General features: G+C 57.5%; 10 protein-coding genes. 9 read left to right on the top strand and 1 reads right to left on the bottom strand.

What is annotated here, in order from left to right:
* Window positions 1-93: 93 nt before the first annotated feature.
* Window positions 94-1,878 (bottom strand): cellulase family glycosylhydrolase, encoded by a 1,785-nt coding sequence (locus CJ255_RS05900; RefSeq protein WP_097643165.1) that lies wholly within the window; start codon window positions 1,876-1,878, stop codon window positions 94-96.
* A 176-nt stretch (window positions 1,879-2,054) separates the two neighbouring features.
* Between CJ255_RS05900 and ilvA the strand changes: the two genes are divergently transcribed.
* From ilvA to CJ255_RS05945, 9 genes are all read left to right on the top strand, one after another.
* On the top strand, window positions 2,055-3,788 hold the full coding sequence (ilvA, locus tag CJ255_RS05905) for a threonine ammonia-lyase, biosynthetic (protein ID WP_320410730.1): 1,734 nt from the start codon (window positions 2,055-2,057) through the stop codon (window positions 3,786-3,788).
* A 539-nt stretch (window positions 3,789-4,327) separates the two neighbouring features.
* Window positions 4,328-4,987 (top strand): cytochrome c3 family protein, encoded by a 660-nt coding sequence (locus CJ255_RS05910; protein WP_097643166.1) that lies wholly within the window; start codon window positions 4,328-4,330, stop codon window positions 4,985-4,987.
* A gap of 127 nt (window positions 4,988-5,114) precedes the next feature.
* Window positions 5,115-8,258, top strand: coding sequence for a TAT-variant-translocated molybdopterin oxidoreductase (locus CJ255_RS05915; RefSeq protein WP_097643167.1), 3,144 nt, complete (start codon window positions 5,115-5,117; stop codon window positions 8,256-8,258).
* A 250-nt stretch (window positions 8,259-8,508) separates the two neighbouring features.
* A complete protein-coding gene (gene nrfD, locus CJ255_RS05920) occupies window positions 8,509-9,948 on the top strand; it encodes an NrfD/PsrC family molybdoenzyme membrane anchor subunit (protein WP_097643168.1) in 1,440 nt (479 codons plus the stop codon).
* Between the two features lie 66 nt (window positions 9,949-10,014).
* Window positions 10,015-10,563: a DUF3341 domain-containing protein gene (locus CJ255_RS05925; protein ID WP_097643169.1), complete on the top strand. Its 549-nt coding sequence runs from the start codon at window positions 10,015-10,017 to the stop codon at window positions 10,561-10,563.
* 15 nt (window positions 10,564-10,578) lie between these two features.
* Window positions 10,579-11,199, top strand: coding sequence for a c-type cytochrome (locus CJ255_RS05930; RefSeq protein ID WP_097643189.1), 621 nt, complete (start codon window positions 10,579-10,581; stop codon window positions 11,197-11,199).
* 27 nt (window positions 11,200-11,226) lie between these two features.
* Window positions 11,227-12,456 (top strand): hypothetical protein, encoded by a 1,230-nt coding sequence (locus tag CJ255_RS05935; RefSeq protein WP_097643170.1) that lies wholly within the window; start codon window positions 11,227-11,229, stop codon window positions 12,454-12,456.
* Window positions 12,456-12,869, top strand: coding sequence for a hypothetical protein (locus CJ255_RS05940; RefSeq protein WP_174714058.1), 414 nt, complete (start codon window positions 12,456-12,458; stop codon window positions 12,867-12,869). Before CJ255_RS05935 ends, CJ255_RS05940 begins: the two co-directional genes overlap by 1 nt.
* Before the next feature lie 180 nt (window positions 12,870-13,049).
* Window positions 13,050-13,589: a rhodanese-like domain-containing protein gene (locus tag CJ255_RS05945; RefSeq protein WP_097643171.1), complete on the top strand. Its 540-nt coding sequence runs from the start codon at window positions 13,050-13,052 to the stop codon at window positions 13,587-13,589.
* Window positions 13,590-13,606 lie beyond the last annotated feature (17 nt).

Genomic DNA, 13,606 nt, shown 5'->3' on the forward strand with positions numbered 1-13,606 from the left:
GAGAGGCATGGTTTGCAACTCAAGAACGCTAATGCCCATTAGGACGCCATGTTCGGCAATCTACAATCTACAATCTACAATCTGAATATGGTATCACCGCCGGTGCCACACATAGACCGGCGCTGGCCCCAGGTTGAAGCTCAGGCGTCCTTCTTCGGCAGGCACGAAGCTCTGGTTGCCGTCGCGCTCAACGAGGATGCCGCTACGATTGGCGGTGGCGAGGTTGGCCCGCGCCCCCGGCGGCGACCAGAGGATGTCGAGGGCATCATTGCCGCGCAAGAGGCGCAGGTTGTAGATTTCGTGCCCACTGACGATGCGTAGATCGTCAATCCAGATCACGCCTGAGCCAATGAAGCTGTCTACGAAGTCATCAAGGATGATTGAAACCAGTTCGGCAGGGAAGTCGAGGCGCCGGTTGCCGCCCGCTACGGGCACAATGACGTTACCCGGCTCTACTGCGCCGCCCAAGGGCGTCTGGATGAAGTGCCACCCCGGTGCGCCCACCGGCCCAAGGGTGTATTGCAACACTTCGCCCTGCGCGTCGCGTATCCGCACCCTGAGCAGGTGGGTGCTGCCATCACCATAGACCCATGCACCAAGGGCGTGAGCTTGACTAGGAATGGGAATGGGTGGCTCGTGCTTAAAGACAACATAGTCGTTGCCACTGGTCATAAAGCGATAGTGCAACTCCGCCGCTTGCTCATACTCACGCGAGTGGCCACTTGGGTGTAACGTTCCGTTCGCTTGGTGCGGGCGCTGCCAACCCTCAAGATCGGTGAAGTCTACCAGTACATGTTGGTTAAAGAGGTCGCGCCGTTCAACATAGCGCACCCCCGCCATCTGCTGGTTCAGCGTACGGAGCGCATAGAAGGCCGGTTTGAACAACTCGCGCCGGAAGTCGTCACGCCCTTCCCCAAAACGCACCAATCCATAAGGGTTGTCCGGGTCGTCTTTGAAGGTGTACCAGAAGATCTTTTCGATTCCGCTCTCCCAGAGCATAAGGTTGCCCCGTACCAGATAGTTGGCTTGGCTCTCGTCATCGGCCAACCCGATACTATCGCGATCCGAAGCCCCACTCGCCCAACCAACTTCGGTGGCCCAGATCGGCTTCTGACCATAGCGGTTCATCACTGCCCGCACCCCGTCGGTGGCGGCAGCGAGATTGCCATGCTCAGGGCTATAGGGATTCACATAGGGGTGGATGGCGAGAATATCAAAGCTATTCCACCCCCCGTGTGCGGCCACTCCCCGCAGGAAACTGGTATCGTAGGGGTTGATACCGCCAATCAGAATCGTAGCTGTGGGATCGATTTCACGGATGGCCGCAGCGGTGCTGATCAGCAGCCGCGTATAGGCGGCCACATCGGGATGCGGACGCCAGAAATAGGGGTGATCAGGCTCGTTCCAGATCTCCCAATGCTTTACATGGCGATGATACCGCGTTACCACCCCACGGGCATAGTGGACAAAAGCATCATGATCGGGCGCGTAGTAGGAGACATCATTGTGGGGGTCGCCACTATGAGGCACCGCCCAGCCCACCGAAGGGCCAAGCACCCCAAGCACCCTCACATTGCGGCTCAACAGCGCCCGCATCGCCGCATCCGTATAGGTCCAATCCCAAATATCGCGGCGCGGCTGCACACGGTGCCAGTGGAAATCTTCACGTACCCACGTAATCCCCAGTTCGGTCACAAGCTGGGCGGGTATGTCCATTGTCGTAGGATCGGTATAGCGCGTAGCCAAATGCGAATTGAGGCCAAAAACAGGCGAGGCAACCGGCTGGCGAGCGTTATGCTGCGCCGTCGCCGACTCAGCGGCAGGCATAAGCGCGGCTACCATCAGCAGCGCCAAACCAAACAGCAGGAAACGTTTCATAGGTCTTAGATTTCGTGATACAAAACTCCGCTACCTACAATAGCTTACCACACTTGTGCAACAAGTATGGACATGGTAGACTCGCTACGCTCTGGTGGGGGCGAAGCCCCAGATGCATAACGTAAGCCCCTGGCGGGGGTTTGGGGGAGGCGAAGCCTCCCCCAAAAAAACTCTTTTTGTTCCGTGTTGGCGGCTTCGCCGCCAACACGGAACAAAAAAATGGGGTTTGGGGCATAGCCCCACGAGCAGGTTGTAGGACAACCGCCCTAATACCAACTACCCTTGAACATGCCGCAATCTGCAATCTGCAATCTGCAATCTGCAATCTGCAATCTGCAATCTACAATCTACAATCTGCAATCTGCAATCTGCAATCTGCAATCGAAACAGGAATAGCCCTCGTGAACATAACCTACCTCCAACAAATCCTGACCAGTCGGGTCTATGATGTGGCCGTTGAGACGCCGTTGCAGGCGGCGACACGTTTGTCGGCCCGCCTTGGGAATCAGGTCTTTTTGAAACGTGAGGATCTGCAGCCGATCTTTTCGTTTAAGCTGCGCGGCGCCTACAACCGCATGGCCCATATGAGTGCCGATGAGCGTTCACGCGGGGTGATTGCCGCCTCGGCAGGTAACCATGCTCAGGGTGTCGCCTTCTCAGGTCAGCGCCTGGGCGTGCGAACCGTCATTGTGATGCCGGTAACAACCCCCGAAATCAAGGTCAATGCCTGCCGCGCCCGTGATGCCGAAGTGGTACTCTTTGGCGATAGCTATAGCGATGCTGAGGCCCATGCCTATGTACTCCAAGAGCAACTTGGCTTGACCTTAGTGCATCCCTATGACGATCCGCTGGTGATTGCGGGCCAAGGGACGATTGGCCTTGAGCTTTCGCGCCAGATGCGCGCTGGGCGTTACCGCGTCTTTGTGCCGATTGGTGGCGGTGGCCTGATTGCGGGGATTGCGGTCTTTCTCAAGAGTATCAACCCCAAGATTCAGATCATTGGGGTTGAACCCGATGATGCCGATGCGATGTACCAGAGTGTACAGGCTGGCGAGCGGATCACCTTGCCACAAGTGGGCATCTTTGTTGATGGGGTGGCGGTGCGTCGCGTCGGTGAGCATACCTTCAAACTGGTGCAGCAATATGTAGACGAGATTGTGCGCGTTAGTACCGATGAGGTCTGTGCGGCGATCAAGGACATCTTTGATGATGCGCGCGCCATCCAAGAGCCAGCCGGGGCTTTGGCGTTAGCTGGTTTGAAGCGCTATGTCAACGAACGCGAGCTTGTGGGTGAACAGTTGGTTGCCCTGACCTGCGGTGCCAACATGAACTTTGGGCGGCTACGTCATGTTGTCGAGCGCTCGGAGATTGGTGAGCAGCGCGAAACCCTGCTGGCCGTCACGATTCCTGAGCGTCCGGGGGCCTTTAAGCGTTTCTGCCGCGATCTGGGACGCTACAATATTACCGAGTTTAACTATCGCTACGCCCCACGCCCCGATGCCCGCATCTTTGTCGGGGTTGAATTGGGCCACCGCGACGAGCGCCCCGCCATCATTGCCAGCCTAGCAGCCCAAGGCTATGAAGTCCTTGACATGACCAACAATGAGTTGGCGATTCTCCATGTGCGCCACATGGTAGGCGGACGAGCGCCCGAAGCCGTGGATGAGCGCCTGCATAGCTTTGAGTTCCCCGAACGGCCAGGTGCGCTCTTGCAGTTTCTCGAATCGCTCGATGAGTCGTGGAATATTAGCCTCTTCCACTATCGCAACCACGGCAGTGCCCACGGGCGCGTCTTGGCTGGAATCCAAGTGCCCCCCCGCGACCTTGAGCGGTTCCATGCGTCACTCGAACGCTTAGGCTACCGCCATGTGGACGAGAGCGACAATCCGGCCTATCGCGCGTTCCTTTGAGGGGCGCAGGCGCGTCAAGGCGCAGCCGAAGCCAGCCTGCCGAAACCACCGCACCACTTGTAACTCATCCATGTATCCTTGAGAGAAGCATACAGAAGTGAGAAAATAGAAACGAGAAAATAGAAAATAGGCAATACCGCAAAAGGAACGCTGTCTGGGTGCGCGGGCCTTTGGCCCGCACACCCAGGATGGCGTATTCACAGCGTTACTTTTGCGCTATTGCGAAAATAGGTTTGCGGCATCAGCATGCGCTGAATACCCCCGCGTCCTCGCACCATGCCCTATTCCCATAATGCACAGACTCATGCACAGCTTTTACCCGCTTTAGTATCTCAGCACCTACGCGCTACGCCTGAACTATATGTAAATCTGCATGGCGTTGTTTGTGCCGCAAAATACAGGTTTTGCGGCATTATATTGCGTTATAACCGCTATGAAATACGCTATGGTAGAGCATCTTTGGTTGACACAAAAGACAAGCGCCCGTATAATAGGGCCAGCACTCTCCTGCACAGGGTTCCCCTAGAAGGCAACGAGGCATGGGTCAGATTTTTCCCCGTAACGCCAATCTGTTCGTTCGTGTCAGCATCTTCGCCGGACTACTCGGAGCGACCACGCTCATCCTGCTGATAGCGGTCTTCTTCCGCTCCAATGCCTATCGGCAGGTCAATGTGGCAATTGAGCAGCCAGTGCCCTACAGTCATCAATTGCATGTTGATGTGCTGGGTATTGACTGTCGCTACTGCCATGTTTCTGTTGAGCAATCCTATTTTGCCAACATTCCTGCCACCGAAACCTGTATGACCTGCCACTCGCAGATCAAGACAGAAAGTCCGGATCTGGCACCCGTCCGTGCGAGCTACGCCAGCGGTGATCCTGTCCTTTGGGAAAAGGTCAACCGCGTCCCCGACTTTGTCTACTTCAACCACTCGATCCACGTAAACAAGGGTGTCGGCTGCTCGACATGTCATGGTCGCGTTGATCAGATGCCGGTCGTTTGGCAGACGCAAGCCTTCTTTATGGGCTTCTGCTTGGATTGCCACCGCAACCCCGAGAACTATGTCCGCCCACTTGAAGAAGTCTACAACATGGAATATGTCCATCCGGCAAACCAGCGCGAGCTTGGTGCCCAGCTTGTCGCTCAGTACGGTATTATGCCGCCCGATCAGTTGACAAACTGCTGGACATGCCATCGTTAGGCGCAGCATCGTGGGCATGCCGCGAATTGAGGGTTGCTCAGTGGGGCTGTCGCCCTCAAGGCTTCCCGCAACGTAGTTCTGATCAGATGGCGCGCAGGCTTCTGCGCCCCCCCGAGGCATTCTGTTTATGACGAGCCATACCCCTAACCCTGATCTTGAGACCGTCCGTGAGCAGTTGCGCAATACCCATGGTAAGGACTATTGGCGCTCGCTCGATCAGTTGGCCGATACGCCAGCCTTTCGTGAGTTGCTTGAGCGTGAGTTTCCCCGTGGTGCCGCTGAGTTGGGTGATAATCCGGTAAGCCGTCGTACCTTCCTGAAGCTGATGGGCGCTTCGCTGGCCTTGGCAGGGGTGACGGGCTGTACCTTCATGCCCCCTGAGCAGATTGCGCCCTTTGACCGCCAGCCGATGAACCGTATCCCCGGTATCCCTAACTATTTTGCAACAGCGGTGACCCTCGGTGGCTATGCTACCGGGGTGATTGTGCGTTCTAATGATGGTCGCCCCACGAAGATTGAGGGTAATCCGGTTCACCCCGCGAGTTGGGGGGCTACGGATATTTTTGCCCAGGGCGATATTCTGACCATGTATGATCCCGACCGTTCGCAGCAGATCCTTCAGCAGGGTGAGGTGCGTAGTTGGGATGAGTTTGTGGCTGCGGTTACGCCCCTCCTGACAGGAACCGGCGCGGGCTTGCGTATTCTGACGCCGACCATTACATCGCCGACGCTCGCCCAGCAGTTGGCCGATCTCCAGGTGCGCTTCCCGCAGTGCCGCTGGTATCAGTATGAGCCGCTCAACCGCGATAATGTCTATGAGGGTTCGCGCCTCGCTTTTGGTGAGGATGTCGCTACCCGCTATGATTTTAGCAAGGCTGATGTGGTGGTCGCGCTCGATGCCGATTTCCTTGCCCCCGGCCCCGGCTTTATTGCCTATGCCCGCGCCTTCGCTGATGCGCGCAAGGTGACTAAAGAGAGCGAGAAGATGAACCGGCTCTATGTGGTTGAGGCGACCCCCTCGACGACTGGGGCTACGGCGGATCATCGCTTGCCGCTGCAGGCTGGCCATATCGCTGCGTTTGCCAAGAGCCTCGCCGCTGGCTTGGGTGTCGGTAGTCCCGCCAGTGGCCTCTCGCCGCAGGCCAGTGATTTCCTGACCAAACTGTTGGCTGATCTGCAGGCCCACCGTGGTAGCAGCCTCGTAATTGCTGGCGACCAGCAGCCCCCTGTGGTACACGCTCTGGCCCATGCGATCAATGAAGCTCTCGGTAATGTGGGCGAGACGGTGATCTATACCGAGCCGGTTGTGGCTCGTCCGGCGAACCATATCAGTGATCTTGCCAATCTGATCCGTGAGCTCAATAGCGAGAGTGTGGATCTCTTGGTGATTCTTGGTGGGAATCCCGCCTTTGATGCGCCGGGTGACCTGCGCCTGGCCGATGCGCTACGCCGGGCTGGGATGGTGGTTCATCATGGCCTCTTTGTTGATGAGACGGCCCAGTTGGCGACGTGGCATGTGCCGGCGGCTCATAGCCTTGAGAGTTGGAGCGATGCGCGCGCCTTTGATGGTACTGCCAGTATTATCCAGCCGCTGATTGAGCCGCTCTATCGGGGCAAGACCGCCCACGAGTTGCTTGCGGTGTTGCTTGGCTTGCCTGATGCGCGCCCTCGCGATCTGGTGCGTGCCTATTGGCAGGAGCAGAGCGGTGCCGCCGATTTTGAGCGCTTCTGGCATGAGGCGCTGGCGAGTGGCATTATTCCTGATACCGCCGCTGCTCCCGTGACCCCGACGCTCAATAGTGGTGCGGTTACGGCTGCTGATGTGCCTACGCCCGGCAGCGATGATATTGAGTTGGTCTTCCGGCCTGATGCGGGCCTCTATGATGGTACCTATGCCAACAATGGTTGGCTGATGGAGTTGCCACGCCCGATTAGCCAGTTGGTTTGGGACAATGCTGCGTTGATGAGTCCTAGCACCGCCGACCGCCTCTTCAACTTGGGGCTTGGTTTTGCCAACGGCGGCAACCCGCTCGCGCATCCCGATCCGAAACAGCGCGAAATCAACCTTGAGCGTATTACCGCCGCTAATGGCACCGTCGTCTCGATTGCCTATGAGGGCAGTGGGCGCATTGAGTTGCCCATTTGGCTCACGCCGGGCCATGCCGACAACTCGATCACGGTGATGCTTGGCTATGGCCGCAGCGCCGCTGGGCGCGTCGGTAACGGGGTGGGGGTCAATGCCTACCCAATTCGGCTGAGTAACGCCCTCTGGTTTGTGACTGGCCTCAGTCGGGGCAACCTGCGTAATCTCAACCGCCGCTACCAACTCGTCTCCACTCAGAACCACTGGACGATGGAGGGGCGCGACCTCTACCGCGTGGGCGTCTTTGATCGCTTCAAGACGGAAGGTCCTGAGTACATTAAGAAGGAAGTCTATCAGCGGGAGTATGGCAAGGATGTTGCTGGCCCCGGCACCGATGGCTACTTGAGCCTTCAGACCAATCAGGATAGCATCTACGAAGGGCGTAACGCCTGGGCGATGACGATCAACCTCAATGCCTGTATTGGCTGTAATGCCTGTATCGCGGCGTGCCAAGCTGAGAATAACATCCCAGTGGTGGGTAAAGATCAGGTGGCGGTTGGACGCGAGATGCAATGGTTGCGGATTGATCGCTACTATGCTGGTGCCAACCTTGATAATCCTAGCACCTACTTCAAGCCGGTGGGCTGTGTGCAGTGTGAGCGAGCGCCCTGTGAGGTTGTCTGCCCAGTGGCGGCAACGGTTCACGACTATGAGGGCCTCAATAATATGGTGTATAATCGCTGCGTCGGCACCAAATACTGCTCAAATAACTGCCCCTTCAAGGTGCGACGCTTCAACTTCTTCCAGTACACCGATCTTAGCACCGAGAGCTTGCAGTTGCAGCGCAACCCTGAAGTGACCGTCCGCAACCGTGGTGTGATGGAGAAGTGCAGTTACTGCATCCAGCGCATCAGTGCGGCCCGGATTGCGGCCAAGAAGGCGGCGGTGCAAGCCGGGCGAGTTGACTATGTGATTAACGATGGTGACATCGTTACAGCCTGTGAAGCCGTCTGCCCAACCCAGGCGATTGTCTTTGGTGATAAGAATGATGAGCAGAGCCGGGTTGCCAAGTGGAAGAAAGAGAAGCATAACTACTACTTGCTGGGGTTGCTCAATGTGACGCCACGCACCACCTACCTCGCCCGTGTGCGTAACCCCAACTCCGAATTTCCTGAAGCGGAGAGTTAAAGGGTAGTGATCGATAACGCGGAGGGTTCCGCCCTCCGCAGCCCGATAGATAGTAACGCTTGGTTCCTTGTTACGTAGCGAAGTTTTAGAAGTTGTCTGAAAAGCTAGTGGGCACGCGTTGGAGTGCCGGCTTTAGCCGGCTGAAGTCGGCACTCCAACACCAGTTTGTAGACTTTTCAGACAGCCTCTTAGCCCACCCGCCCCGGCAGTAGCCCCATGGCGAGCCAGTAGACTAAAGTAAGGATAGCCGATGGCACAGGCGCAACCTATCCGCACCAGCCCGCAGCCCGACCCCGGAGAGTCTTACCTCCTTGAAGGTGAGACCTATGCATCAATGTCCAGCAAGATCGGCGATGTTCCCTTAGTATCGCCGCTCCAGACCTCACGGGGCTGGCTGGTGGGCTTCACCATCTCCTTCATTCTCTTGATGGTGTATTTCGTATCAATCGGTTGGCTCTTCATTAAAGGTGTCGGTATCTGGGGTATTAATATCCCAGTTGGCTGGGCGATGGACATCATCAACTTCGTCTGGTGGATCGGTATTGGTCACGCTGGTACGCTGATTTCAGCCATTCTCTTGCTGCTGAACCAGGGTTGGCGTAATTCGATCAACCGCTTTGCTGAAGCGATGACGCTCTTTGCCGTTGCCTGTGCCGGTATGTACCCGATCCTGCACCTTGGACGCCCGTGGCTCTTCTACTGGCTGATGCCCTATCCCAATACGATGGGCATGTGGCCGCAGTTCCGTAGCGCCCTGGCGTGGGACGTTTTCGCCATCTCGACCTACGCCAGCGTCTCGTTGGTCTTCTGGTTGGTTGGTCTCATCCCTGACTTTGCGACCCTCCGTGATCGGGCGAAGAATATCTGGGCCAAGCGTATCTACGGCGTTGCGGCGCTGGGTTGGCGCGGTTCGGCACGCCACTGGCACCGCTACGAGATGGCTTCGCTCCTGCTGGCGGGCCTCTCGACCCCGCTGGTGGTCTCGGTTCACTCGATCATCTCGCTCGACTTTGCCATTTCCCAGGTGCCTGGCTGGCAGGTGACCATCTTCCCGCCCTACTTCGTTGCAGGTGCCGTCTTCGCCGGGTTTGCTATGGTGATCCTGCTGATGGCCCCGGTACGCAAATGGTACGGCTTCGAGAACTACATCACCATTCGCCACTTTGATGTCATGGCGAAAGTGATGTTAGCCACCGGCATGGTGGTGGTCTATGGCTACTTTATGGAGGTCTGGGCAGCGTTGTATGGTGGCAGCACCTACGAGGAATACCTGCTCTACAACCGTTTGTATGGGCCAAGTGCCTGGGCCTACTGGGGCTTGCTCTTCTGTAACGCAGTAGCGATCCAGCCCCTCTGGTTCAAACAGGTGCGCCAGAGTATCCCGGCCCTGATTGTCATCTCATTGATTGTCAGCGTGGGCATGTGGCTCGAACGGTACGTGATCATCGTCATCTCGCTTGAGCGTGATTTCCTGCCCTCGTCGTGGGGCCAGTACAACCCGACCTTCTGGGACTGGTCGCTCTACTTGGGTTCCTTCGGGCTCTTCTTCACGCTGCTCTTCCTGTTCGTTCGCGTGCTTCCGATGATCAACATCTTCGAGATGCGAATGTTCTTGCACCAAGAGCAGCAGCGGATGAACCGGAAGAAGCACCATGGCGAAGCGGGCCATGGCGGCGCAACGGCGGACTAGTGCAGGAGTGCGATACGGGGGCGTTGCGCCTCGCCCCCGTTTAGCCTGGATAGTGGAAGTAGAACTATGCAGAACCGAGCAGATGGTATCTACGGGGTCATGGCCGAGTTTGAAACCCCGGACGAACTGATCGCAGCAGCCCATGCCGCGAGACATGCGGGCTACACCCGTATGGATGCCTTCTCGCCCTTCCCGATTGAGGAGGTGATCGAGGAGGTTGCCCCCGGTGATACTGGCGTCCCCCGTCTGGTGCTGATTGCCGGGCTTACTGGCGCGGCGACGGGGTTCATTTTGCAGTACATCGGGAATGTTATTGACTACCCGCTCAACATTGGTGGGCGTCCGCTCGACATTACCAACTGGCCCGCAATGATCCCCATCACCTTCGAGATGGGCATCCTGATGGCCGCGTTTACGGCGGCTATCTCGATGGTGATTCTCAATGGCCTGCCGAGCCCCTACCATCCGGTGTTCAATGTGCCGCGTTTCGAGCGGGCTTCACAGGATGCCTTTTTCCTCTGTATTGAGGCTACCGACCCGCTCTTCGACCGCGCTCAGACTTCGTCATTCCTGCGTAGCCTTGGCCCGATGCAGGTGACTGAAGTCGCCGAATAGGGGACGATGATGCAGATGCAATCTTTGAATCGCTTTCGACGCTTCTTTCGCTACAGTTGGCTTGCGCTCTTGGTTCTGTTGCTCTCAGGTTGCCATTTTGACATGTACAACCAACCGAGCATCCGGACGTATGAGCCAAGCAGTTTCTTTGAAGATGGGCGCGGTTCGCGGCCCAATGTCGAGGGCGCAGTGGCGGTGAATGCGGCCTTCTACGACGAATACTTCTTGACCGGTTTGGTTGATGGGGTGCCGGGCGATGAGTTGCCGCTTGAGTTGACCCGTGAATTGCTGGAGCGTGGCCAGGCTCAGTACAACATCTGGTGTGCGGTCTGCCATGGCCATGCGGGGTATGGGGTGAGCGTGATTGCCCAGCGGGGCGGTATCGTGCCGGCCAACTTCCACCAGCAGCGCCTGCGTGATGCGTCGCTTGGTCACTTCTTTAACATTATGACCGTCGGCGTCTACCGGGGCGACCCCGAGCAGGATGGTTTCCGCTCAATGTACTCGTATGCTTCGCGCATTAGCGCCGAAGATCGCTGGGCAATTGCGGCCTACATCCGGGCCTTGCAGTTGAGCCAGAATGCGACCATTGACGATGTGCCCCAGGATAGGCGGGGAAATTTGGGGAACAACTAAGACGAGGATACAGGAAAGTTATCGAGTATGGCAACTTCGACGCTCTCTCAAACCCGCGCCCCTGAGCTGAACTTCATCCAAATGATCGGCATTGGCGCTGCGGTGGTTGGCCTGGCGCTGCTGGCCCTCGGATTTACGATGGATCCGCTGCTCTTTGCCGAATCGTACATTTTTGGCTTCTACTTCACGATGGCCTTCCCCTTGGGCTGTCTGATCTTCTTGATGATTCAGCACCTCACGGGGGGCGTTTGGGGTATCACTGCCCGGCGCATGCTTGAGGCGGGCGCGTTGGCGATGCCCATTTTCTTTCTGCTCAGCCTGCCGGTGGTCATGTTTGCCTATAATAGCCCCTTGCAGCTTGACCGCTTCATCTATCAGTGGGCCGATCCCTCAGTGGTGACGCCTGGGGCTGAGAACTTTGATCCGCTGGTGGCGCACAAGACGCCGTGGCTCAGCCCGGTCTGGTTCGCGTCACGCATGGCGATCTATTTTCTGATCTGGAGCGGGCTGGCGCTGCTCTTGCGGGCAGCTTCGCTACAGCAGGATCGCGGTGCCGATGCGGAGGCATGTCGTGAGCGGATGCGCCGCATTAGCGGTGCGGGCGCTGCCCTCTTCGTCTTGACCACTACCTTCTTCGCCCTTGATGTGGGCCTCTCGCTCGATGCCCACTGGTACTCGACAATGTACGGGGCGCACTACATGGTCAATGGTGGCCTTGGTACCCTGGCCTTCCTGCTGCTGATGCTGAGCCAACTCCGCAGTACCCCGACCTTCGAGGAGCATGTACCGATTAAGGCCATTCACGACTTGGGTAAGCTGCTCTTTGGCTTCACCGTCGTTTGGACCTACATCTCCTACGGGCAGTTCGTGATTATCTGGGCGGGCGACGTGGCCGAGTTTACGCCTTGGTATGTGCGGCGTCAAGAGGGCGGTTGGGTCTTTGTCGCCTTGGCGCTGATGGCCTTTGCCTTCGCTGGCCCCTTCTTCGCGCTCCTTGGGCGCAAGCCGAAGCGCAACCTGGGTTACTTGGCAATCGTGGCGGCCTGGATTCTCCTCTTCCGCCTCGTGGATATGACGTGGGTCATTTTGCCTGAGTTCCACACGAACCTGAGCGACATCCACTTCATCAACTTTGCCGCGCCAATCGGCCTCTTTGGAATCTGGTTGGCGATCTGGGCTTGGAACATGCAGCGCGCCCCGCTCTTGCCGATGAACGACCCCAATTTTGACAGCCTGCATGCCGGAGGTCACCACTAATGAGTTACCGTTACCAGGGTTCATTCCAGCGACCGCAGCCGCAGGCTTCCTACCAGCCCGCAGCGAAGCGGCGTCTGTCGGCCCAGCCGATTATGGCGGCCCTCTTAGGCACCTTTGTGGTCGTTAGTCTCCTTGTCCTGTTGGCTGGTCGCGTGCCCGGCCCGCCTGAGGTGCGCCCCCTTCCGGGTGTGGATTATCGCCAGTATGAGCAGCGTGATCTGCGTCTGCTCGGTGACGACGACGGCTATGGCTACACCGTTGAGGGCAATGTACACCTACCGATTGAGCGAGCCATGGATCTCCTGGTGCAGCGCGGCCTACCCACCGTAGCCGCCCCAGTAGAGGAAGTGGTCGTTGATGAGGATGAAGCGGAAGGCGAAGCGGCTGATGAGGAGGAGACGACCCAGCCGTAATCTGAGTTGAGTGATGAGTGATGAGTGACGAGATCAGTTCCCCTGCATCTACGCTAAGAGGCAGGGGAATTGTATTTTAGGCGTTTCGTTTGACTTCCTAAAAAACTGCTATGTGTTGGGTGTTGGCGGCTACGCCGCCACCACCCAACACATAGCAACACTATTGATAAAGTGTAGATCATGCCAGTAACAACAGATGAAGAAGAGCAAGAAGTAGTGACCAAGGGGCGGCGTAGTTGGTTGCCGCTGGCACTGGTGGGTGGCTTGGTTCTGATGGCCGCCCTCGTGGCCCTGCTGCTCACTGGGGGCGTTGATGGTCTACGGCCACCAGTGGCAGCGACGGCGCTGCCTGTGGCGGAGGAGGAGGTGCCAAGCCACGGGGGGCTGAATCCGGATGGCCCAGTGGTACTCGTGATCAGTCCGAGCGAGGCACACGCCCATTTTGATGCAGGAACGGCGCTCTTTATTGATGTACGGATGGGCAACGATTTTCGTGCTGGCCATATTCCGGGAGCGCTAACCATTACCTCGCGTGAGCTTGAAACCCTTCTGGAGCAGGTACCAGAGGGGGTGGTGCTGATCGCGTATGGTGATGCAGTACGCCCCGATTCGGGCATGCGTGGGGCTCAGATCTTTATGGAGTTGGGCTACCCGCCTATGCTGGCGCTTGAGGGCGGCTTTCAGGCATGGGAAGCGGCGGGCTATCCGGTTGAGCGCTAGAAACTGTCTGAAAAGCT

It is taken from the genome of Candidatus Viridilinea mediisalina (genome assembly GCF_002532535.1).
Classification (GTDB): Bacteria; Chloroflexota; Chloroflexia; order Chloroflexales; family Chloroflexaceae; genus Viridilinea; species Viridilinea mediisalina.

Excerpts from the sequence above, each read along its gene's own strand:
- CJ255_RS05900 (WP_097643165.1), bottom strand. The coding sequence starts at position 1,878 with ATGAAACGTTTCCTGCTGTTTGGTTTGGCGCTGCTGATGGTAGCCGCG.
- CJ255_RS05910 (WP_097643166.1), top strand. The coding sequence starts at position 4,328 with ATGGGTCAGATTTTTCCCCGTAACGCCAATCTGTTCGTTCGTGTCAGC.
- CJ255_RS05915 (WP_097643167.1), top strand. The coding sequence starts at position 5,115 with ATGACGAGCCATACCCCTAACCCTGATCTTGAGACCGTCCGTGAGCAG.
- nrfD (WP_097643168.1), top strand. The coding sequence starts at position 8,509 with ATGGCACAGGCGCAACCTATCCGCACCAGCCCGCAGCCCGACCCCGGA.
- CJ255_RS05925 (WP_097643169.1), top strand. The coding sequence starts at position 10,015 with ATGCAGAACCGAGCAGATGGTATCTACGGGGTCATGGCCGAGTTTGAA.
- CJ255_RS05930 (WP_097643189.1), top strand. The coding sequence starts at position 10,579 with ATGCAATCTTTGAATCGCTTTCGACGCTTCTTTCGCTACAGTTGGCTT.
- CJ255_RS05935 (WP_097643170.1), top strand. The coding sequence starts at position 11,227 with ATGGCAACTTCGACGCTCTCTCAAACCCGCGCCCCTGAGCTGAACTTC.
- CJ255_RS05940 (WP_174714058.1), top strand. The coding sequence starts at position 12,456 with ATGAGTTACCGTTACCAGGGTTCATTCCAGCGACCGCAGCCGCAGGCT.
- CJ255_RS05945 (WP_097643171.1), top strand. The coding sequence starts at position 13,050 with ATGCCAGTAACAACAGATGAAGAAGAGCAAGAAGTAGTGACCAAGGGG.